Origin of the sequence: Amycolatopsis japonica, assembly GCF_000732925.1 — a bacterium.
Lineage (GTDB): Bacteria > Actinomycetota > Actinomycetes > Mycobacteriales > Pseudonocardiaceae > Amycolatopsis > Amycolatopsis japonica.
The window spans coordinates 5017857-5038067 of record NZ_CP008953.1; the positions used below are offsets into that span (position 1 = coordinate 5017857).

The following is a 20211-nucleotide window of genomic DNA, read 5'->3' on the forward strand; positions in this document are numbered from 1 at the left end:
CGCAGGCGGAGGGAAGGAGCCCGATGAGGATCGCGATGGTTTCCGAGCACGCGAGCCCGCTCGCCGCCATGGGCGGAGCCGACGCCGGGGGTCAGAACGTCCACGTCGCGGCGCTTTCCTCGGCGCTGAGCAGGCAGGGACACGACGTCACCGTCTACACGCGCCGCGACAACCGCCGTGTCGCCGCGACCGTCGAGACCCCGGACGGCTACCGCGTCGTCCACGTTCCCGCGGGACCGGCCAAAAAGCTGCCGAAGGACGAGCTGCTGCCATCTATGGGCGAGTTCGGCCGGGTGCTGCGGTCCCGCTGGGCCAAGGACCGGCCCGACGTCGTCCACGCGCATTTCTGGATGTCCGGCCTGGCTTCGATTCTCGCGGCGAAGGACCTCGGAATCCCCGTGGCACAGACCTTTCACGCGCTGGGCGTGGTGAAACGCCGCTATCAGGGCAAGAACGACACGAGCCCGCCCGACCGGATCCGGCTCGAGCGGATGATCGCCAAACAGGCCGACCGCGTGATCGCGACCTGCTCGGACGAGGTCTTCGAACTCGTGCGGATGGGGCTGCCGCGATCGCGTGCTTCGGTAGTCCCGTGTGGTGTCGACCTGACCACGTTCACCCCGGATGGTGGCGTGGCAGGCCGGACGGCTCGACGCCGGATCGTCAGCGTCGGCAGGCTGGTCCCGCGCAAGGGGTTCGACCTCGCCATCGCCGCGCTGCCGTCGCTCCCGGACACGGAACTGGTCATCGTGGGCGGCCCGGACGCGGGGCCGCTCGACAAGGCGCCGGAGGTCCGGCGGTTGCGGGCGATCGCCGACCGGGCCGGCGTCGGCGACCGCGTACACCTGCCCGGGCTCGTATCGCGCGAGCAGATGCCCGCGCTCCTGCGTTCCGCCGACGCGGTGGTCTGCACGCCTTGGTACGAACCGTTCGGCATCGTGCCGCTGGAGGCGATGGCCTGCGGTGTCCCGGTCGTGGCGACGGCCGTCGGCGGGCTGACCGACACGGTCGTCGACGGGGTCACCGGGATGCTGGTCCCGCCGCGCAACCCCGGGGAGCTGGCGGCGGCGTTGCGGCGCCTCCTCGGTGACGCTTCGTTGTGCGAGTCGTTCGGACTCGCCGGAGCCGATCGGGTGCGGGCCCGGTACTCGTGGGACAGGGTCGCTTCGGATTGCTTGCGCTCTTACGGACGCGTTCCGGCCGGGGAGACGGAAGTGGCGGCGGCCGCTTCACCTTCCTGAGGTCCAGTCGTTCCACAGCTGTTTCGCGAAAGCCACTTTCGGGACATCACATGTCGCGAAAGTGGCTTTCGCGACATGTCTCGACCATGGGTCTTCGCCGACGTTGCAAAAGCCACTTTCGCAACGTTGAAGGTTGCGAAAGTGGCTTTCGCAACCTGCCTGGCCTCCGAGAAGCGCCGAGCGTCACCCGACGTACCGGCGCGCGACCGAGTTCCGCTGCGATTCCTCCAGCAGGACCAGCCCCCGCTCGACCGCCACCGGGACCACCGCCCGTTCCCGCACCACCCACGGAATCCCCCGTACCGCTTCCGCCACCGCCGCGAACGTCGCCCGATCGCGGGGCGCCGAACGCAGCACCGCGACCATCCGGCGCAGGACACTGCCGAGCGGTCGCCGCAGCCACAACGTCCACAGCGTGTTGCGGATGCCGAGTTGCCGGCGTCGTCGCGGATCGCGGACGGGCGAGGGAGCGTGATGGATCACCATCTCCTCGTCCCAGCACATCCACCAGCCCTTGCTCGCGAGGTCGAGGGCGAACAGCTCCTCCTCTCCCCCGAGCCACATCCGGTCGGAGAATCCGCCGACGTCGTGGAACGCGCGGACGCGGACGGCCGAAAGCCCCGCCATGACACCCAGCAGAGCGGGACCGGGCAGCCATTCCGGGCCGGGGACCGGTGAATGGCGCAGTTCCGGGGTGATCGGATCCTCGGTCAGGGACGGCTCCACCAGGCACCGGCCGGTCACCACGCCCAGCCCGGGAAACGCGTCGAGCCGGTCGGCGGCGCGGCGCAGAGATCCGGGCTGCCATCGGGTGTCGTCGTCGCAGAAGGCGACGTACGGCGTCTCCACTTCGCGGACGGCGAGATTGCGCGCGACGGCGCCGAGATTCCGTGGCGCGCGGATCAGCCGGATCGAGGGGAACCGCTCTTCGACGGCGTCCGCGGTGCCGTCGGTGGAAGCGTTGTCCACCACCACGATCGGCGCCGCGTCGGGGAGCGCGGTCATCGAGGCGAGCGTCTCCAGCAACTGCGCCCGGCGGTTGTGCGTGATCACCACGACCGTGATCCGGTCCTTCACTTCATCCTCCATGGGCGTGTTCCAGTACCCGTATCCGGCGTTCCACCGAAGCGGGCAGCCGTCGTCTGTCGGCGAGCGCCCACGGCAGGCGCCGCACCACCCCGGCGAGCGCGCCGAGTACGCGTGGTTCCCTCGGCGCCCTGGCCAGCGTGCGGAAAACCTCGGCGAGGCATCGGCGTACGGGCCGTCTCATCACCGTGATCAGCATGCGGTTGCGGAGTTCGGCACGCTCCCGCCAGGACGACGACGGCCGCACCGAAGACGGATGATGATGCGCGCGCACCGCCTCCGCGTAGCAGAGCCACCATCCGCGCGCCGCCAGGTCGTAGGACAGCAAACGCTCCTCGGCGCCGAAATGCAGCAGCGGATGGAAGCCTGCCGCCTGCAGATAGGCGGTCCGCCGGACGATCGCGGAACAGGCGAGGAACCCGAGCACGGCCGGTCCGGGAAGCCCCTCGGGCCTGCCGAGCGGGCTCGCGGCCATCATCGGGACGACCGGATCCTCCCGTTCTTCCTCGCCGACCAGGGTTTTCGCGGCCACCAAGCCGACATCGTCGTGGGTGTCGAGGATCCGTTCCGCCTCGGCGAGCGCGCCTTCGGCCCACCAGGAATCGTCGTCGCTGAAGGCGACATACGGCGTCCGAGCCACCGCGACCCCCAGATTCCGGGCCGCCACACCGATGTTGCGCGGCAACCGGACCACCCGCACCCCGGGGAACGCCGCCGCCCTGGCCGCCGTGCCGTCGGACGAACCGTTGTCCACCACCACGATCGGCGGAGGCGGCCGCAACGCGGTCAGCTCTCGCAACGTCCGTTCCAGTTCCGGTGCCCGATCGCGGGTGGCGATCACCACCGTCGTCGAGGCGGCGCTCATCGCACCGGCCTGGTCTTGAGTGCCTTCACCATGTCCCGCATGAGCCCGTTGTCGGCGGGCAGTGCCCGGAGCGCGGCCACCGCCCGGCCCTGCACCGAAGAACACCAACGCCACCAGGAGTCGAGCACGTCCCGATCCCCCGCTTCTTCGGCCGGGACGAGCGCGGGCCAGCCGAGCGCGTCGGCTTGGGCGCTGACCTTGCCGCCGCCCGCGACCGGGTCGACGGCCAGTGCCGGCACCCCGGCCTGAAGGCTCAGCACCAGGCCGTGCAGGCGCGTCGTGACCACGACATCCAGATGCGACAGGATCGAGGTGAACTGATCCGGTGTCTCGCAGCGTTCCCAATCCGACGACGCCAGCCGCGTGTCGAGTGGCACCCGGGCGCAGTCCACTCCGGCGATCCACTCCCGCACCGACGCGTGCACCTCCGCGTGGCGACCGGACTCGCCGTACTCCCGTTGCGGCGGTGCCAGGATCACGCCGGTCACCAGTACCTGGTCGGTCGGCACACCGAGGGAGAGGTCCGGCGTGCCGACCTTCCCCTGATCCCGAGGGAAAACCTGGTCGAAGCCCGTGACCGTGTCGTCCTCCGGGTCGATCACCGACACCCCGACCGCGATCCGGTGGCAATGGGCGAAGCGCCGGTGCACCTCCCGGATCTGCCATCCGTGCGCCGGCCCGCAGACGAAGACCACGTGGCTGTACCGGGCCGGATCCACCTCTTCGTAGTTGACGTCCCCGGGCCGGTAGACCGGGCTCCACGCCAGATCGTGCTCCATCCCCATGGTGGACAACGCCTCGTCGACCCTGCGCATGCTGAGCACGTCTCCCGCGGTGGCCTCGCCGTGGCGGAAGCTGGCCCAGCCGATAACCAATGCACGCATATCGGAGACTTACCCGGCTTGTCCGCGTTCACACGGTTTTTTCCGGGCCCGCACCGGGTAGCCCGTCGCCATGGACAGAGCGCTGGTGACCGGGGGCGCGGGTTTCGTCGGTTCGCATCTGTGCGAACGTTTGCTGGAGGCGGGAACGGAGGTCGTCGCGGCCGACAATTTCGCGACCGCCGCCACGGTCAACGTGGCGCATCTGCTCGACCGTCCGGGATTCCGGCTCCTCTCCCGTGACGTCACCGGGCCGATGACCGCGCCGGGCCCGTTCGACGTCGTCTTCCACCTGGCGTCCGCCGCCTCGCCGCGTGACTACCTCCGTCTTCCGCTGGAGACGCTGCGCGCGGGCTCGTACGGCACCGAACGGGCGCTGGACATCGCCGAACGCGACGGCGCCCGCTTCGTCCTCGCGTCGACGAGCGAGGTCTACGGCGATCCGCGGGAGCATCCGCAGCGCGAGGAATACTGGGGACACGTGAACCCGATCGGCCCGCGTAGCGTCTACGACGAAGCCAAGCGATACGCCGAAGCGCTCACTTCCGCCATGCGCCGGGAGCGGGACGTGAACACCGGCATAGCGCGGATCTTCAACACGTACGGACCTCGGATGCGTCCCGACGACGGCCGCATGATCCCGACGTTCATCGGACAGGCGCTCGCGGGCGCGCCGCTCACCGTGACCGGAACCGGCGGCCAGACCCGGTCGCTCTGCTACGTCGACGACACCGTCCGCGGCCTGATCGCGCTGGCCGCTTCCGACGTGCCCGGCCCGGTGAACCTCGGCAACCCGCACGAACTCACCGTGCTACGGATCGCGGAGGAGATCCTGGCCGTCACCGGCAGCGCGTCCCGGATCGAATACGTCGACGCCGCCGTCGACGATCCGGCCCGCCGGTGCCCGGACATCTCCCGCGCCCGCCGCGAACTCGGCTGGGAGCCGGAGATCGTTCTGGCGGAAGGACTTCCACGCACCGTCGGCGCGTGACTGGATGGCCGACACGCGTGATCAAACGGACGACACACGTGTCCAGGCGGACGGCTCGGCGCAGGTTCCGGGTCAGGCGTGTGTCGTCCGTCCAGTCACGTGTGTCGTCCCTCTGATCACGCGCGTCGTCTCACCCATTTCCCCCGACAGACGCTTCGCTCAGTAGCGACGTCCTGGGCTTTTGCGCCGCATCGTTTATCCCCGAACGCACCGGGTAGCGCTACGGGAGTAAGCGCGGGTCACGGCCCGCGGCCCCGACCGGAGAGGTGGCCCGGTGCGCATACTCGGTGTCAACGCCGTCTTCCACGACCCGGCCGCCGCCCTGGTCGTCGATGGCGAAATCGTGGCGGCGACGGAGGAAGAACGGTTCAGCCGTCGCAAACACGGCAAACGACCCGTGCCGTTCTCCGCTTGGGAACAGCCCGTCGAGGCCGCCGCGTGGTGCCTGGCCGAGGCCGGGATCTCCGCTCAGGATCTCGACGCCGTCGGCTATTCGTACGATCCGGCGCTCGTGGAGCCGGGCATGGCGGGGCACGACGGGAAGAACGAATGCCTCCGCACCGACTTCGCCCGCCGGGCTCCCGCGTTCCTCAAGGCGGCCTTGCCCGGGCTGGATCCCGCGACCGTCCGCTTCGTCCGGCACCACGTCGCACACGCCGCTTCGGCCGCGCTCGCGGCGCCGTTCGGCGACTGCGCGGTGCTGGTCGCCGACGGCCGTGGCGAGAGCACGTCGTATCTCGCGGGCGAGTATCGCGACGGCAAGTTCGAGGAACTCGCCGAGCAACGGCTGCCCCATTCCCTCGGGCTGATGTACGAGGATCTGACCGAGCACCTCGGTTTCGCCCGGTCCAGTGACGAGTACAAGGTGATGGCCCTCGCCTCCTACGGCAAACCCCGCTTCCTCGACCGGATCGCGGAAAGCGTGCACACCAACGGGATGGGGTTCCGCACCGACGAGATCGACTGGGCGTCGTTCGCTCCCGCCGTCGAGCCCGGCCAGGAACCGGGGCAGGTGCACGCCGACCTGACCGCGAGCGTGCAGCGGTGCCTGGAGGACGTCCTTCTCGACCTGACGACCAAGCTCCACGAGCACACCGGGCACGGCGACCTCGCGCTGGCCGGCGGGATCGCGCTCAACTGCGTCGCCAACACCCGGCTCCACGCCGAGGGACCGTTCGACCGGATCTGGGTCCAGCCCGCCGCCGGTGACGCCGGCACCGCGCTCGGCGCGGCCTTGGAGCTCGCCGCGGAGTTCGGCGATCGCGGCGGCCCGATGACCGGCGCGGATCTCGGCCGCGGCTGGACCGACGACCAGCTGGAGAACGCGCTCAAGACCGCGAACGTGCGCTACGAGCGGCCGGACGACGTCGCCGAGACCGTCGCCGAAGCGCTGGCCGAAAACCGGATCGTGGCCTGGTTCCAGGGCCGGTCCGAGTTCGGCCCGCGCGCGCTCGGCCATCGCTCGCTGCTCGCGCATCCCGGGCACGAGACCAATCTGGAACGGCTGAACGACGTCAAGGGCCGCGAACAGTTCCGTCCGGTCGCCCCGATGGTGCTCGCCGACCGTGCGGGCGAGATCTTCTCCCGCGGCCCGCTTCCCAGTCCCTACATGCTCTTCGTGCACGACGTCGCTCCACAATGGAGGGACAAGATCCCGGCCGTCACCCATGTCGACGGAACGGCCAGGGTGCAGACGGTCGACGCGGACGACGAGCCGCTCGTGGCCCGGATGCTCGGCGCGTTCGAACGCCGCACCGGCGTCCCCGCCGTGGTCAACACCAGTCTCAACACCGCGGGCAGGCCGATGGTCGATTCCCCCAGGGACGCCTTGGAGTGCTTCGGTTCGGCCCCCATCGACCTGCTCGCCCTCGGACCGTTCGTGGTCCGCCGTCCCTGACCTTTGGAGGAGTGTCGTGATCGAAGAACACTTCGCGGCTTTGAGCGAGGCCGCCGGGAAGTCCGCTTCCTGGTCGCCGAAGATCCGTGGCTGGGGTGACCAGCTGGCCGCCGTGCTGTCCTCCGGCGGACGGCTGCTCGCGTGCGGCAACGGCGGGAGCGCCGCCGAAGCGCAGCATCTCACCGGTGAGCTGGTCGGCAGGTTCCGCAACGATCGGCAGCCGTTCTCGGCGATCGCCCTGCACGCGGACACCTCGGCCGTGACGGCGATCGTCAACGACTACGGCGAGCACGACGTGTTCGCCCGGCAGGTGCGGGCGCACGGCCGCCCCGGCGACATCCTCGTCTGCCTTTCCACCAGCGGCGGCAGCCCGAACGTCGTCGCGGCCGCGAAGGCCGCCCACGAACTCGGCGTCACCACCTGGGCGATCACCGGCCCCTCCCCCAATCCGCTGGCCGCGCTGTGCACCGACGCGATCCCGGTGGAGGCACCGTCGATGGCGACCGTGCAGGAGGTCCACCTCGCGCTGGTGCACGCCCTGTGCACCGCGCTGGACGACGCGCTCGGGGTGCCCACGTGAGGCCGCTGGTCGTCCTGGGCGACGCCTTGCTGGACGTCGACGTCGACGGCACGTCGGACCGGCTCTGCCCGGACGCGCCGGTCCCGGTGGTCGACCTGGTCCGGGAACGGCGGCGGCCGGGCGGCGCCGGGCTGGCCGCGTTGCTCGCGGCCCGCTCCACCTCCGAGGTCGTGCTGGTCACTCCGCTGGGTGATGATCCGGCCGGACGGGCCCTGACCGGGCTGCTGGAGCACGAAGTCCGCGTGGTGCCGATGCCGTTGCACGGCACCACCGTCACGAAGAAGCGGGTGCGGGTCGCGGGGCAGTCACTGGTCCGGCTCGACAGCGGTGACGGCAGGGCCGAGTTCTCGCCGCTCACCTCCGGCGTCCGGGCGGCGCTGCGGTCGGCGGGCGCGATCCTCGTCGCCGACTACGGCCGCGGCGTGACCGGTCATCCGGAGATCCGCGCGCTGCTCGCCGAACTGGCGGGCACGATCCCTGTCGTCTGGGATCCGCATCCCCGCGGGAGCGAGCCCGTCGCGGGAGTCCGGCTGGCCACCCCGAATCTCGCCGAAGCCGAGCAGCTCACCGAGACCCGCGCCGACGCCGGAGAGCTGGCGAAACGGGTGCACGCACGGTGGAAGGCCGACGCCGTCAGCGTCACCACGGGCGCGCACGGCGCGGTGCTGGCCGAAGGCGGGCAGTGCACGACGTTCCGGCCGCCGTCGGGAGTCGTCGCCAAGGACACTTGCGGCGCAGGTGATCGCTTCGCGTCCGCGGTCACCGCGGCGTTGCTCGACGGCGCGTCCACCGCCGACGCCGTGGCGGCCGGCGTCGAGACGGCGGCCCGGTTCGTCGCGACCGGCGGTGCCGCCACATTGTCCACAGTGGACGACTCGCCGAAACCGGAAGCCCACCACCACGGCACTTCGGCGTTCGACTTCGCGGCACGGGTCCGCGCACGAGGCGGCAGGCTCGTGGCAACAGGTGGTTGTTTCGATCTGCTGCACCCCGGCCACGCCGCCCTGCTGCGACAGGCGCGTGCCCTCGGCGACGCCCTCGTCGTCTGCCTCAACTCCGATGCCTCGGTGCGTGGCCTGAAAGGGCCGGGCAGGCCGATCGTGACCGCCCGCGACCGCGCCCGGCTGCTCACCGAACTCGCCTCGGTCGACGCCGTCGTGGTGTTCGACGAACCCGATCCGGCCGCCGTGCTGGACCGCCTGCGCCCGGACGTCTGGGTCAAGGGCGGCGACTACGCCGACACCGAACTCCCCGAAAGCGCCGTGGTGCGCCGGCACGGCGGCGAAATCGTCCTGATCCCGACCATCCGCGGCTATTCCACCTCCCGGCTGGTGGCCGCGGCGGAAGGAGCATGATGCGCCCTCTCGGCAACGTCCTGATCACCGGCGGCGCCTCCGGCCTCGGTGCCGCGACCGTCGAAGCCGTCCGCGAGGCGGGCGGCACACCTCTCGTCGTCGATCGCGCCGAACCGGCGGGCGACGTCGCGTTCGTCCGGGCCGACCTGGCCGATTCCGCCGCGGCCGCGCGCGCCGTGGACGAACTCGCCGAACGGGCGGGCGGGATCGACGGCGTCTTCACCGCGGCGGGCACCGACGCGTGCGGCCCGCTCGACGAAGTGTCCACCGAGGACTGGGAACGCGTGATCCGGGTCAATCTGCTCGGCACCGCCGCGGTCGTCCGCGCGGCACTTCCCCATCTGCGGCTGAGCCGCGGCACGGTGGTGACCTGCGCGTCGACGCTGGGCCTGCGGGTCGCCGGGGACGCGAGTGCCTACTGCGCGTCGAAATTCGGCGTCGTCGGCTTCACCAGGGCACTCGCCATGGAGCTCGCGGGGCGGGTCGGGGTGACGCTGCTCGTCCCCGGCGGCATGCACACGGCGTTCTTCGACGACCGGGCCGAGCAGTACAAGCCGCCGCCGGACGCGAAACTCAACCAGCCCGAGCACGTCGCGGCCTCCGTGGTCTTCGCTCTCTCCCAACCGCCTGGTTGCGAGGTCCGCGAGCTCGTGGTGTGCGCTTCGGAAGAGGGGTCCTGGCCGTGACCGGTGGCATCCTCGTGCTGCGCGCCCTCGGCCTGGGAGACCTGCTCACCGCGGTCCCCGCCCTGCGGGCCCTGCGCCGCGCCTTCGACGACGAACGGCTCGTCCTCGCCGCGCCCGAGAACCTGCGCGATCTCGTCGAGCTGATCGACGCCGTGGACGAACTGCTCCCGACGGCCGGGCTCGGCGAACTGTCCTGGCCCGGCGAGCCGCCGCGGCTGGCGGTGAACCTGCACGGCCGCGGCCCGGAGAGCATCCACGACCTGCTCGCCCAGGATCCGCTGGAACTGATCACCCACCGGCATCCGGACTTCCCCGGCGTCGACGGCCCCGACTGGCCCGCCGAGGCGCACGAGGTCGACCGCTGGTGCCGTCTGCTCGAGGCCGCGCGTATCCCGGCCGACCGCGACGACCTCGCGCTGCCCCAGCCGCCCGGCCCCAGCCCGGCGGCAGACGCGGTGGTGATCCACCCCGGTGCCGCCTTCGCCGCCCGGCGCTGGCCGCCGGACCGATACGCGCGGGTGGCGCGGGAGCTCTCCGCCCGGCATCGGGTGGTCGTCACGGGAAGCGCGCCGGAAGCGCCTCTCGTCCGCGCGATCGTCGAGGAGGCCGGGCTTCCCGGCGACGCGGCTCTCGTGGGCGGTGGCCTCGCCGAGCTGGCCGCGACCGTGGCCGAGGCGCGGTTGGTGATCTGTGGCGACACCGGTGTCGGCCACCTCGCGACCGCGTACGGGACGCCGTCGGTGCTGCTGTTCGGGCCGACCCCACCGCGCCTCTGGGGCCCACCCGCCGGAGACCGGCGGCATACGGTCCTCTGGGTGGGGGACGTCGGCGACCCGCACGGTGGCGCCCCGGATCCGGGTCTGCTGCTGTTGCGCGAGGAACGCGTCCTCACCGCGGCCGAGGATCTGCTCCGGACGGGAGCCTCCCGTGGTTGAGCGGGTGGGGGTGGTCGGCGCCGGATACGTCGGGCTCACCAGCGCGGCGTGCTTCACTCATCTGGGCCACCAGGTGGTCTGCGTCGACAACGATTTGTCCAAAGTGGACGAGCTGAACCGGGGCGAGGTCACCATCGCCGAACCGGGGCTCACGGAACTGGTCCGCGACGGGCTGGGCTGCGGACGGCTCCGCTTCACCGGCGCGCCGGAAGAACTGTCCGATGTGGACTTCGTACTGCTCTGCCTGCCCACGCCGAAAGGGGAGAACGGCGACGCCGACGTCCGGTTGCTGGACGAGGTCGTGGCCACGCTGCCCGGACTGCTCACGCCCGGCTGCGTCGTCGTCACCAAGTCGACCGTTCCGGTCGGCACCGGGGCCCGGCTGACGGAATCGCTCGGACCGGATCTGCCCGTGGTGGGCAATCCCGAATTCCTCCGCGAGGGGCACGCCGTCGAAGATTTCTTGCAGCCCGACCGGGTCGTCCTCGGCTCGGTCCCCGGGAACAGGACGGCCGCGGAACGCGTCGCCGCGTTGTACGGGGAGACGAACGCGCCGGTGTGGTTCACCGATCCGGCGAGCGCCGAGCTCGCGAAGTACGCCAGCAACGCGTTCCTGGCGTTGAAAGTGTCCTATGTGAACGTCCTCGCCGAACTCTGCGAGCACTACGGCGCCGACATCCGCGACGTCGGACGGCTCATGGGACTCGATTCCCGGATCGGGCCGGCCTTCCTCGTGCCCGGCCCCGGCTGGGGCGGCTCGTGCCTGCCCAAGGACACCGCCGCGCTGCTGCGGACCGCCGAACACGCGGGGGTGGACTTCGGCATCCTCCGTGACGCCATGAAGGCCAACGCCCGTCAGCGGGCGGCCGTGGTGCGGAAGATCCGCCGCGCGATCACCGGGGTTTCGGACGGCTCGCTCTCGGGCATCCGTATCGGGTTGCTCGGACTGGCGTTCAAGGCGGGAACCGGGGATCTGCGCGATTCCCCCGCGCTCGCGGTCGCGCGGGAGCTCGCCAGGAGCGGCGCGGTGCTGACCGCGTACGACCCCGGCGTCGAAGCCGTCGAACCGGACACCGTCCAGGTCGTCGGCGACCCGTACCTGGTGGCGAAGGACGCGGCGGCGCTGGTCGTGCTCACCGAGTGGCCCGAGTTCCGCGAACTCGACTGGGACCGGCTCGCCGCCGCCACCGAACGCGCCGTCGTCGTCGACGCCAGGAATCTCCTGGACCCGGCGACCGTCGGCGAAGCGGGCTTCGTCCACACGGGACTCGGCACCGATCCGAACAGGAGGACAGGATGACCCAGCCGTTGAAGGCCCTCGCACTGGTGTGCTCGCTCAAACCGTCGCCCGCCCCGTCGAGCAGTGCGCTGATCGCGCAGCAGCTCCTGGACGAACTGGCCGGGCACGGCGCCACCGGCGAACTCGTGCGCGTGGTCGACCACGACGTCAAACCGGGCGTGGAGGGCGACATGGGCGACGGCGACGCGTGGCCGGAGATCCGCCGCAAGATCGCCGCCGCCGACATCCTGCTGATCTCGACGCCGACCTGGGTCGGCCACATGTCCAGCGTGGCGCAACGAGTGCTGGAACGGCTCGACGCCGAACTGTCCGAAACGGACGACGAGGGCAGGCCCGCGATGTTCGGCAAGGTCGGCGTCACCGCCGTCGTCGGCAACGAGGACGGCGCGCACAAGATCACCGCCGATCTCTTCCAGGCCCTCAACGACATCGGGTTCACCGTGCCCGCACAGGGCGGGACCTACTGGAACGGTGAGGCGATGAAGGGCGGGGACTACAACGACCTCGACGAAACGCCCGATGCGGTCGAATCGACCAACGCGACCCTGGCGCGCAACGCGATCCACCTGGCGAACCTGCTGCGCGAGCGCCAGTACCCCGCGTCCTGACCCCGAGGTGTAACCGCCGGGCGGGCCGGGTACCCGTTTTCCGTGATCGTCAAAACGCTGGCGTTCGGCGCGTGCCTGCTGCTCGCCGGTTGCGCGGGAGCGAGCGGGCAAGAGCCGGCGCGAGAGGCAGCCGGGCGGTTCCTCGGCGCGCTCGCGTCGGGTGACCACCGCTCGGCGTGCGCGCTGCTCGCGCCCCGGGCGAGGGAATCCTGGGCACCGGAAAGCTGCGAGCGCGGCCTGTCCGGTGCGAACGTCCCGGACGGCACACCGGAGACGGTCTCGATCTGGAGCGAAGAAGCCCAGGTGAAGACCGCCCGCGACACGCTCTTCCTGCACGAGTCGTCCACCGGATGGGTGATCACGGGAGCGGGCTGCCGCCACCGCAACGAACAGGTCTACGACTGCGCCGTGGGTGGCCCATGAAAGCGCGTCCGGTGTTCACCGTGTACCTCGTCTTCGTCGTGGCCGTCCTCGGCTATTGCGTCCTGCTGGGCCTGCTGCACCGGTGAAGGGGGCGGATGATGCGGCGCTTTCTTCGTGACAACGCCCTTTCGCTGGGCTTCGGGCTGCTGTTCCTGCTGAGTCTCGCGGGACAGGCGTTCTCCGGGCTCGCGGACTACAACGACGGGCGGCTCAGCCACGCCGCCGAGCCGGTCGGCCTGCTCGACTACCTGGCGTCCGCGGACTTCGCCGTCGACGTCGCCGAAAACTGGCAATCGGAATACCTGCAGTTCTTCCTTTACGTCTTCGCGACCGTGTGGCTGCTGCAACGAGGCTCCCCCGAATCGAAACCGGCCGGCCGGGAAGGGCTGGAAACGGACGAGGAACAGCAGGTCGGACGCCACGCGATGGCTGATTCACCGAAATGGGTGAGGGCGGGCGGCTGGCGCACGGGAATCTTCTCGATGTCACTCGGACTGGTGATGCTAGGGCTGTTCCTGCTGTCCTGGCTCGCCCAGTCCGTGGCCGGGATGAGCGCCTACAACGCCGAACAGCTCACCGAATTCGGTGATCCGGTGTCGTGGTTCGGCTATCTGGCGGCCTCGGATTTCTGGAATCGCACACTGCAGAACTGGCAGTCGGAATTCCTCGCCATCGGCTCGATGGCGGTGGTCAGCGTGTACCTGCGCCAGCGCGGCTCCCCGGAATCCAAACCCGTCGGCGCGCCGCACCGGGCCACCGACGAATCCGGGTGATTGAACCGCGGGAAACGGGTATCCGCCCGGCGTCGGACTGACGACCACGGACAGGAGTGTCCATGACCACCACCACGGAACACGACCTCGTCACGGTGATCACGGAAGATCACCGTGCCTTCGAACGGATCTTCAAGGAACTGGAGTCCGGCAAGGGCGGCGATCGGCATCGCAAGGACCTCGCGGACCACCTGATCGCCGAACTCGTGCGGCATTCGATCGCCGAAGAACAGCACATGTACCCCGCCGCGCGGAAGCACCTCCCCGACGGCGACGAGGTCGCCGACCACGAGATCGAGGAGCACGCCGAAGCCGAACGGGTGATGAACGACCTCATCGGCCTGGAACCGACGGACAACCGGTTCGACGAACTGGTCGGCAAGCTGATCGAGGACGTCCGGCACCACATCGAAGAGGAGGAAGGCGACCTGCTGCCGAAGCTCCAGGCCGCCTGTTCGCCGGAAGACCTACGGGAGCTGGGCGAGAAGGTGTTGCGGGCCAAGGAGATCGCCCCGACCAGGCCGCATCCCGCAGCTCCGGACCGGCCGCCGGCGAACCGGATCCTGGCGCCGGGGACGGCGTTCATCGACAAGATCCGGGACGCGCTGACGGACCGCTCGACCTGACCCTTCGCCGGGCGCTCACGCGTTGGTCACTCACGCGTCGGTCAAGTCCGTGAAGGCCTCCTTGAGGGACTCTGGGTCCCTCAAGGAGGCCTTCACGGACTTCGAGTCTGGTGAATGCGTCGGGGCCGCTCACCAAACGCGTGTCGCGAAAGCCACTTTCGCGACGTTAGATGTCCCGAAAGTGGCTTTCGCGACACGGACGCTGGCGGCGCGACCTCAAAGTTCAGCAGGCGCATCCCGCACGGAAGACTCCGGCAATTCCCCGGTGAGCGCGAAATCCACCCGCCGCGCCACCGACACCACCTGGTCCGCGAACCGCTCGTAGAACCGCGCCAGCAGCGCCACCGAGATCGCGGGCGCGACGCCGTCGGCCCAGTCCGGCTCGGTCACCAGGGTCATCAGCTCTTCGTACAGCGCGTCGACCCGCTCGTCGGACCGGGCCAGCGAGTGGAACACCTCCGCCGTCGAGCCTTCGATCGCGGCGCCGAGGTCTTCCGCCATCGAGCCGACGAGCCCGGCCATCTCACCGAAATGGCCGGTGAGCGCGTCGGGGACGGCGAATTCCGGCGCTCGCAGGGCCTGGTCGGCGATGTGCTGGGCGAGGTCGCCCATCCGCTCCAGCCGGTCGGCGCAGTACACCGCCGCGAGTACGGTCCGCAGGTCGCCTGCCACCGGCGCCTGCAGGGCGAGCAGCTTCTGCGCGGACTCCTCGCATCGGGTCCGTGCCGCGTTCAGTCTCGCCTCGACCGTCGCCAGTTCGGCGGCGGCTTCGACGTCCCGGTCGAGAAAGACCCGGTTCGCCAGGTGCAGTTCTTCGCAGGCCATGCCGCACATACTCGACAGGAGCTCGCCGAGAACGCTCAGCTGACCGTGGAATCGTTCCCTCATGTGAGCACTTTCGCAGGTTCGAGGACATACGTCGCGTACGCCGCGCGGATCACCGGTTGGGCGACGTTGCGGACCGGGACCCCGCCGGGGCTGACGCCTTGTTCGCTGCCGTAGTGCGCGTGCCCGTGCACGGCGAGGGCCAGCTGGGCGTCGTCGATCGGCTCGCACAGCAGGTACGACCCCAAAAACGGGTGGATCTCCGGCGGTTCGCCGTGCAGGGTGCCGGGAATCGGCGAGTAATGGGTCAGCGCGACGGTCACGTCCGGTTGCTCGTGTTCGAGCCCTTCCAGCGCGGCACGCAACCGTTTGGCCGCCGCCATGGTGTGCTCGACGAAATCCTTCATCTCGCGTTCGCCGAACCGGCTCGCGCATTTGCCCGCGAACCCGCCGCCGAAGCCCTTGACCCCGGCGACGCCGAGCTTCCCGCCCTCCAGGTCCACAGTGGTCGCCGAACCCTCGAGGACGGTCATCCCGCTTTCCTCCAGCAGCCCGCTGACCGCCTCTGCCTCGTCCGAGTGATAGTCGTGGTTGCCCAGCACCGCTATCACCGGGACGGCGAGCCCGGCGAACTCGTCGGCCACCACCCTGGCCTCGTCGACGCTGCCGTGCCGGGTGAGGTCACCCGCGAGCAGCAGCACGTCGGCGTGTTCGGCGATGTTGTCCAGTGCCGGCCGCAGCAGGCCTCGGTTGTCCTCCCCGAGGTGGACGTCCCCGACCGCGGCGACCCGGATCACCGGATCTCCTCGGCGTGCGACGGCTCCCGGACGTCGGCCAGCCGGACGTCGTTGTGCACCAGCTCGGCCGCGATATGTTCGCAGACGACCGCCTCGATGTCGGTCTTGCGGTTGGCGCACGGGACCTCGCCGCTGAGCCGGACCTGGTCGCCGCGCACGGTGACGTGCACGCCGAGTTCGGCGGTCCTCGGGTCTTCCGCCAGCGCCTTGGTCAGCCTGGCGACCAGGTACTGGGGCGCTTCCTCGGGCATCGGAAGCTCCTTTCCGTCGATGATGGACAGGGCCGCGAGCAGGGTCAGGAACGCCCACGCGTACGGCGATTCGGCGGTCTCTTCGGCCACCCGGTGCCAGTCGACCTGCTCGCGGAGGTCGCGCGCGATCCGCAGCAGCGGCGCGAAATCGCACCGGTGCGGGCTGAGCACGAGGATCTTGTCGACGAGCAGGTCGGTCCCGTTGAGCACGGGCGCGGCGGTCGCCCCGACCCGCATCAGCGAGGCGCGATCGAGCATCTCGTCGGTGACCGGCCGATGGTTGGGCCGGAAGATCAGGTCGACGAGGCAGTCGCCGTCGTAGACCTTGGTGAGCCAGTCCTCCGGCGGGTGCTCCCGTCTCAGCCCCGCCGCTTCCAGTGCCTCCGCCGCCACCTCGATGTCCTCCTCCTTGAGGAAGAGGTCGACGTCGTGATCGGACGGCGGCCCGCCCCGCGCGTAGACGGCGAGGCCGCCCGCGACGGCGAACCGCACGGCGGTCTGGTCCAAAGTGGACACGACCCTGGTCAGCGTGTGCAGGAGTTCCTTCTCGTTCACGGTCGCTCCCCCACCCCGGTGGCCAGTTCGTGTGCCCTGCCGACGTCCGGTTTCAGCGGTTCGGTCGGGAATCCTTCGCCTTCCCGCAGTCCCTTGAGGAAGGCTTCGATCGCGTCCTCCGACGAGTATCGCGGCGTCCAGCCCAGCTCTTCCCTGGCGCGCGTGCAGTCCATCACCGGCAGATGCAGGACGGCGTCGAAAAGCCCCGGCGTCGCCGGGATCAGGTGCAAAGACCAGGCCGCGGCCAGCGCTCGACGGACGAACGGTGCCGGGACCTTCACCGGTTTGGCGCCGAAGATCCGCGCCAGCGCGCGGGTGTCCAGCACCGGATCGGCGGCGATGTTGAAGGCTCCCTTGACATCCTGCAGCGCGCAGCGGCGATAGGCGTCGGCCACGTCCTCGGTGTGCGCGGTCTGGATCCGTAGTTGCGGGATGTCGGGGAGCACCGGGATCAGCGACGGACGCACGAGCTTGCCCGGGACGAACGGCCCGCCGAACAACCGGCGCTGCTCGGGCGCAGCGGACTTCTGGAAGAGGAACCCCGGCCGCACCCGGACCACCCGCAGCCGCGGATGACTCCGGTCGAACGCTTCGAGAACCCTTTCCACGTAAGCCTTTTCGCGGGTATACGCCGCTTTGGGCGACCCGTGGGTCGGCCACTCCTCGGTCACCGGATGGTCGTCGTCCCTCGGCGAGTAAGCCCCGATCGACGACGCGTACACCAGCGACGGCACTCGCATGGCCTGCACGGTTTCGAACACCCGGATCGAACCCAGCACATTGGAGCGCCAGGTGATCTCGGGCCGGTGGGTGGGCTGGAAGAGCCAGGCCAGGTGGATCACCACGTCGGCGCCGTCGAACACGGCACGGAGGTCGTCGCGGGCGACGTCCGCGGTGACGAACTCGGTCTTCGGGCTCTCCCATCGGCTCGGGCGCCTCGCCACGCCGACGATCGAGCCGACCTCGGGGTCCGCGCCCAGCGCGCGAACCACCGCCGTCCCGACATTGCCGGTGGCGCCGGTCACGACGATCCGCTTACCGCTCATGGGTACGGTTACCCACCGTCGCCTCGCCTTAATCGGCGTGGAGCCGCTGGACGAGACGCCGGGCGGGCAGCGCCATCGCCCCCAGCCCGATCGAGGTGGTGACCTCGTCCGTGGGCGTCACGAGCAGGTGGTCGATCTCGCCGAGCAGGTCGCGACATCGATCGAGTTCGGCCGGATCACCCGACCGGGCCACCTCGGCGAGGGCTTCGAGCAGGTCGCCGACGACCCCGCGTGCGTGTTCGCCGGGATGCCGGAACGGCTGCTCGCTGCGGGCGGCCTCGCTCACGGCGTCGATCAGCTGGGCGAGCGGATGCCACAGGGAGACGAGGTTCGCCAACGGTTCCTCGCGGGTCTCACCCCGTCCACGGAGGTTCAGGTACCGGCCCTCCCTGGTCCAGCCGATCGCGTCCTCCGCCTCCGCGACCAGGCTGCGGACGTCCTCCATACGGTCGTCCAGGCCGTCGGTCGTCTCGCCGCCGCGGACCAGTTCCGCGGTCTTGTCGAGGACGTCGGCGATCGCCGATGCCAGCCGGGAGGTCGCCGCCCGCAGGCGTTCGCCGTGCAGCGGCGGCAGGATCACCGCGTTGAGCACGGCGCCGATCCCCGCCCCCAGCGCGGTTTCCAGCAACCGGTCGGCGAGCAGGACGGGTTCGGTCGCGTTGCCATAGGAGATCAGCAGCATGCCGGTGATCCCGACCCACACCCCCGAATCGCCGAATCCCCGCCACGAGCCGATCAGGAGGCCGACGAAGATGACCAGCCCGAGCGCCACCGTCACCGAAGGAATGACCTGACCGGCGCCCGCGGCGAGCAGCACCCCCACGCTGACGGCGCCGACCTGCTGTGCCCAGCCACGCAGCGACCGGTAGACGGTGGCCTGCACCAGGAACACCGCCGCGTACGGCGCCAGGAAGGGCTGAGGCAGCCGCAGGACCGCCGTCGCGACGATCCACGCGATCACCGCCGCGGCCGTGGCCTTCGCGGTCTGGACGAGGCTCCGGCGTTCTTCCCCCGGCACCCGGAACGCCCGGGCGACCCAGGCGAACGGCGTCTTCCCACCCATCACGGACCCGGCGGACCCAGGTGGACGACCTTGGTCTGCGTCATTTCGTCGAGCAGCTCCGGCCCGTAACCGTAGCCGCTGCCGCTGGCGCCCCGCGGATGTGCGGCCCCGCCGGGCGCGCCACCGAAGACGTTGTTGATCTTCACGGTCCCGGCGGGGAGTTCGCGCCAGGCGCGCTGCGCGTGGGCCATCGAGGAGGTGAGCACGGTGGCCGCGAGGCCGTACTCGCCCGCGGCCGCCTGTTCGAGTGCCTGATCGAAGTCGGCCGCCACGGTCACCGGCGCGACCGGGCCGAACGTCTCTTCGGTCAGGACCCGCATCCCCGGGGTGCATCCGGCGAGGACGGTCGCCGGGTAGTGGGCACCGGGGCCGTCGGGGACGAACCCGCCGGTGAGCGGGTCGGCGCCCTGCGCGATCGCTTCCGCGACCTGGGCGTGCACCCCGTCACGGTGGCGCCGGTCGACGAGCGGGGCCACTTTCCGGTGGCCCGCCTCGGCGACCAGCGCGGTGAGGAAGGCGTCCGCGACGTTCTGGTGCACATGGATCCGTTCGACCGAGACGCAGATCTGCCCCGAGTTGGCGAAGGCCCCGATCGCCGCCTGCTCGGCCGCCCAGACCGGGTCCACGCCGGCGTCGACGACGAGCGGATCGTTCCCCCCGTTCTCCAGCAAGGCCTTCGCGTCGGTCCGCGCCGCGCTCACTGCGATCGAGCGCCCCGCGGCCGTGCCACCGACATGGGCGACGACGTCGACGTCCGGATGAGCCGCGAGTTCGGCTCCGACGCTTCCGTCGCCCTGCACGGTCTGGAGCACGTCGTCGGGAAAGGCCTCCGCCAGCACGTTCCCCAACCAGGCTCCGGTGTGCGGGCAGCGTTCGCTCGGCTTGTGCACCACCGTGTTCCCCGTGACCAGGGCCGCGCCCAGCAGCCCGCAGGCCACCGCGACGGGGTCGTTCCACGGTGTCAGCGCGACGACCACGCCCCGGGGTTCGGGCACCATCAGGTCGGTGGCCGATGGATCACCCAGCAGGGACCGGCCGCGGTGCACCGGTCCCAGTTCGGCGTACTGCTCCAAGGTCCCGGCTCCGGCCAGGACACCCTCTTCGGCCTCGTCGCGGGGTTTGCCCGTCTCGCTCTCGATGAGGACGGCGAGTTCGCCCGCCCGCGCCCGGAGCGACCTCGCCGCGTCCTTCAGCGCGATCCCGCGTTCGGCCGCCGGTGTGGCGGCCCAGCCCGGGGCCCGCCGCCTCGCCGCGGCGAGCGCCGTCTGAACGCCTTCGGTCGTCGCCGCTTTGACGCTGCCGACGAGACTGTCGTCGGCGGGATCGCGGATCTCCAGTACGGCAGGCCGTTCCACCGTCGTCATTCGCACCTCCTCGACGTTTTCTGCGCGCCGGTTACCCGCTGTCGTTTTGCCGAAACGGTGCCG

General features: G+C 70.6%; 21 protein-coding genes. 12 read left to right on the forward strand and 9 right to left on the reverse strand.

Going from position 1 to position 20211, the window contains the following annotated elements:
- The first annotated feature begins 23 nt into the window (after positions 1-23).
- Positions 24-1241: a glycosyltransferase gene (locus AJAP_RS23080; RefSeq protein ID WP_038515172.1), complete on the forward strand. Its 1218-nt coding sequence runs from the start codon at positions 24-26 to the stop codon at positions 1239-1241.
- A gap of 183 nt (positions 1242-1424) precedes the next feature.
- Here the strand turns inward: AJAP_RS23080 and AJAP_RS23085 are convergent, their stop codons facing one another.
- Genes AJAP_RS23085 through AJAP_RS23095 form a run of 3 tightly spaced genes read right to left on the reverse strand, consistent with a single transcriptional unit; the run spans position 1425 to position 4076 of the window.
- Positions 1425-2330, reverse strand: a complete 906-nt coding sequence (locus tag AJAP_RS23085) for a glycosyltransferase family 2 protein (protein ID WP_038515174.1) — start codon at positions 2328-2330, stop codon at positions 1425-1427.
- Positions 2320-3192: a glycosyltransferase family 2 protein gene (locus tag AJAP_RS23090; protein WP_038515176.1), complete on the reverse strand. Its 873-nt coding sequence runs from the start codon at positions 3190-3192 to the stop codon at positions 2320-2322. The genes AJAP_RS23085 and AJAP_RS23090 overlap by 11 nt, the downstream gene beginning before the upstream one ends.
- Positions 3189-4076, reverse strand: a complete 888-nt coding sequence (locus AJAP_RS23095; RefSeq protein WP_038515178.1) for a polysaccharide pyruvyl transferase family protein — start codon at positions 4074-4076, stop codon at positions 3189-3191. The genes AJAP_RS23090 and AJAP_RS23095 overlap by 4 nt, the downstream gene beginning before the upstream one ends.
- Before the next feature lie 70 nt (positions 4077-4146).
- Between AJAP_RS23095 and AJAP_RS23100 the strand changes: the two genes are divergently transcribed.
- From AJAP_RS23100 to AJAP_RS23150, 11 genes are all read left to right on the forward strand, one after another.
- On the forward strand, positions 4147-5064 hold the full coding sequence (locus AJAP_RS23100) for an NAD-dependent epimerase/dehydratase family protein (RefSeq protein WP_038515179.1): 918 nt from the start codon (positions 4147-4149) through the stop codon (positions 5062-5064).
- Between the two features lie 274 nt (positions 5065-5338).
- Positions 5339-6961: a carbamoyltransferase family protein gene (locus AJAP_RS23105; RefSeq protein WP_038515181.1), complete on the forward strand. Its 1623-nt coding sequence runs from the start codon at positions 5339-5341 to the stop codon at positions 6959-6961.
- 16 nt (positions 6962-6977) lie between these two features.
- Positions 6978-7541 (forward strand): D-sedoheptulose-7-phosphate isomerase, encoded by a 564-nt coding sequence (locus AJAP_RS23110; protein ID WP_038515183.1) that lies wholly within the window; start codon positions 6978-6980, stop codon positions 7539-7541.
- Entirely contained in the window at positions 7538-8896 is a 1359-nt protein-coding gene (locus AJAP_RS23115) for a PfkB family carbohydrate kinase (protein WP_038515185.1), read from the forward strand. The genes AJAP_RS23110 and AJAP_RS23115 overlap by 4 nt, the downstream gene beginning before the upstream one ends.
- The gene (locus AJAP_RS23120; RefSeq protein ID WP_038515187.1) at positions 8896-9582 is read left to right on the forward strand and encodes an SDR family oxidoreductase; all 687 of its coding nucleotides are present in this window, start codon (positions 8896-8898) and stop codon (positions 9580-9582) included. The genes AJAP_RS23115 and AJAP_RS23120 overlap by 1 nt, the downstream gene beginning before the upstream one ends.
- Complete coding sequence (locus tag AJAP_RS23125; protein ID WP_407639379.1) at positions 9579-10517, forward strand: glycosyltransferase family 9 protein; 939 nt, start codon at positions 9579-9581, stop codon at positions 10515-10517. The genes AJAP_RS23120 and AJAP_RS23125 overlap by 4 nt, the downstream gene beginning before the upstream one ends.
- On the forward strand, positions 10510-11817 hold the full coding sequence (locus AJAP_RS23130) for a UDP-glucose dehydrogenase family protein (protein WP_038515189.1): 1308 nt from the start codon (positions 10510-10512) through the stop codon (positions 11815-11817). Before AJAP_RS23125 ends, AJAP_RS23130 begins: the two co-directional genes overlap by 8 nt.
- Positions 11814-12425, forward strand: coding sequence for a flavodoxin family protein (locus tag AJAP_RS23135; RefSeq protein ID WP_038515191.1), 612 nt, complete (start codon positions 11814-11816; stop codon positions 12423-12425). The genes AJAP_RS23130 and AJAP_RS23135 overlap by 4 nt, the downstream gene beginning before the upstream one ends.
- A 42-nt stretch (positions 12426-12467) precedes the next feature.
- Entirely contained in the window at positions 12468-12848 is a 381-nt protein-coding gene (locus tag AJAP_RS23140) for a hypothetical protein (protein WP_051972569.1), read from the forward strand.
- Positions 12849-12946: 98 nt separating this feature from the next.
- Entirely contained in the window at positions 12947-13621 is a 675-nt protein-coding gene (locus tag AJAP_RS23145; RefSeq protein ID WP_038523714.1) for a DUF6766 family protein, read from the forward strand.
- A 62-nt stretch (positions 13622-13683) separates the two neighbouring features.
- Positions 13684-14247, forward strand: a complete 564-nt coding sequence (locus AJAP_RS23150; protein ID WP_038515193.1) for a hemerythrin domain-containing protein — start codon at positions 13684-13686, stop codon at positions 14245-14247.
- A 216-nt stretch (positions 14248-14463) separates the two neighbouring features.
- Here the strand turns inward: AJAP_RS23150 and AJAP_RS23155 are convergent, their stop codons facing one another.
- Genes AJAP_RS23155 through AJAP_RS23180 form a run of 6 tightly spaced genes read right to left on the reverse strand, consistent with a single transcriptional unit; the run spans position 14464 to position 20148 of the window.
- Positions 14464-15135: a phosphate signaling complex PhoU family protein gene (locus AJAP_RS23155; RefSeq protein WP_038515195.1), complete on the reverse strand. Its 672-nt coding sequence runs from the start codon at positions 15133-15135 to the stop codon at positions 14464-14466.
- Positions 15132-15869, reverse strand: a complete 738-nt coding sequence (locus AJAP_RS23160; protein ID WP_174492040.1) for a metallophosphoesterase family protein — start codon at positions 15867-15869, stop codon at positions 15132-15134. Before AJAP_RS23160 ends, AJAP_RS23155 begins: the two co-directional genes overlap by 4 nt.
- On the reverse strand, positions 15866-16675 hold the full coding sequence (locus tag AJAP_RS23165; protein ID WP_038515196.1) for a nucleotidyltransferase: 810 nt from the start codon (positions 16673-16675) through the stop codon (positions 15866-15868). The genes AJAP_RS23160 and AJAP_RS23165 overlap by 4 nt, the downstream gene beginning before the upstream one ends.
- Complete coding sequence (locus AJAP_RS23170; protein ID WP_038515197.1) at positions 16672-17721, reverse strand: NAD-dependent epimerase/dehydratase family protein; 1050 nt, start codon at positions 17719-17721, stop codon at positions 16672-16674. Before AJAP_RS23170 ends, AJAP_RS23165 begins: the two co-directional genes overlap by 4 nt.
- Before the next feature lie 28 nt (positions 17722-17749).
- On the reverse strand, positions 17750-18784 hold the full coding sequence (locus AJAP_RS23175) for an FUSC family protein (protein ID WP_038515199.1): 1035 nt from the start codon (positions 18782-18784) through the stop codon (positions 17750-17752).
- Positions 18784-20148 carry an aldehyde dehydrogenase family protein gene (locus AJAP_RS23180; RefSeq protein ID WP_038515201.1) on the reverse strand — a complete coding sequence of 455 codons (1365 nt, stop codon included), beginning with the start codon at positions 20146-20148 and terminating at the stop codon, positions 18784-18786. The genes AJAP_RS23175 and AJAP_RS23180 overlap by 1 nt, the downstream gene beginning before the upstream one ends.
- Between the last annotated feature and the right edge of the window lie 63 nt (positions 20149-20211).

Bases quoted from the DNA above. Each gene is read 5' to 3' on its own strand.
- AJAP_RS23080 (WP_038515172.1), top strand. From the start codon at position 24: ATGAGGATCGCGATGGTTTCCGAGCACGCGAGCCCGCTCGCCGCCATG.
- AJAP_RS23085 (WP_038515174.1), bottom strand. From the start codon at position 2,330: ATGGAGGATGAAGTGAAGGACCGGATCACGGTCGTGGTGATCACGCAC.
- AJAP_RS23090 (WP_038515176.1), bottom strand. From the start codon at position 3,192: ATGAGCGCCGCCTCGACGACGGTGGTGATCGCCACCCGCGATCGGGCA.
- AJAP_RS23095 (WP_038515178.1), bottom strand. From the start codon at position 4,076: ATGCGTGCATTGGTTATCGGCTGGGCCAGCTTCCGCCACGGCGAGGCC.
- AJAP_RS23100 (WP_038515179.1), top strand. From the start codon at position 4,147: ATGGACAGAGCGCTGGTGACCGGGGGCGCGGGTTTCGTCGGTTCGCAT.
- AJAP_RS23120 (WP_038515187.1), top strand. From the start codon at position 8,896: ATGCGCCCTCTCGGCAACGTCCTGATCACCGGCGGCGCCTCCGGCCTC.
- AJAP_RS23135 (WP_038515191.1), top strand. From the start codon at position 11,814: ATGACCCAGCCGTTGAAGGCCCTCGCACTGGTGTGCTCGCTCAAACCG.
- AJAP_RS23145 (WP_038523714.1), top strand. From the start codon at position 12,947: ATGCGGCGCTTTCTTCGTGACAACGCCCTTTCGCTGGGCTTCGGGCTG.
- AJAP_RS23150 (WP_038515193.1), top strand. From the start codon at position 13,684: ATGACCACCACCACGGAACACGACCTCGTCACGGTGATCACGGAAGAT.
- AJAP_RS23155 (WP_038515195.1), bottom strand. From the start codon at position 15,135: ATGAGGGAACGATTCCACGGTCAGCTGAGCGTTCTCGGCGAGCTCCTG.
- AJAP_RS23170 (WP_038515197.1), bottom strand. From the start codon at position 17,721: ATGAGCGGTAAGCGGATCGTCGTGACCGGCGCCACCGGCAATGTCGGG.
- AJAP_RS23175 (WP_038515199.1), bottom strand. From the start codon at position 18,784: ATGGGTGGGAAGACGCCGTTCGCCTGGGTCGCCCGGGCGTTCCGGGTG.
- AJAP_RS23180 (WP_038515201.1), bottom strand. From the start codon at position 20,148: ATGACGACGGTGGAACGGCCTGCCGTACTGGAGATCCGCGATCCCGCC.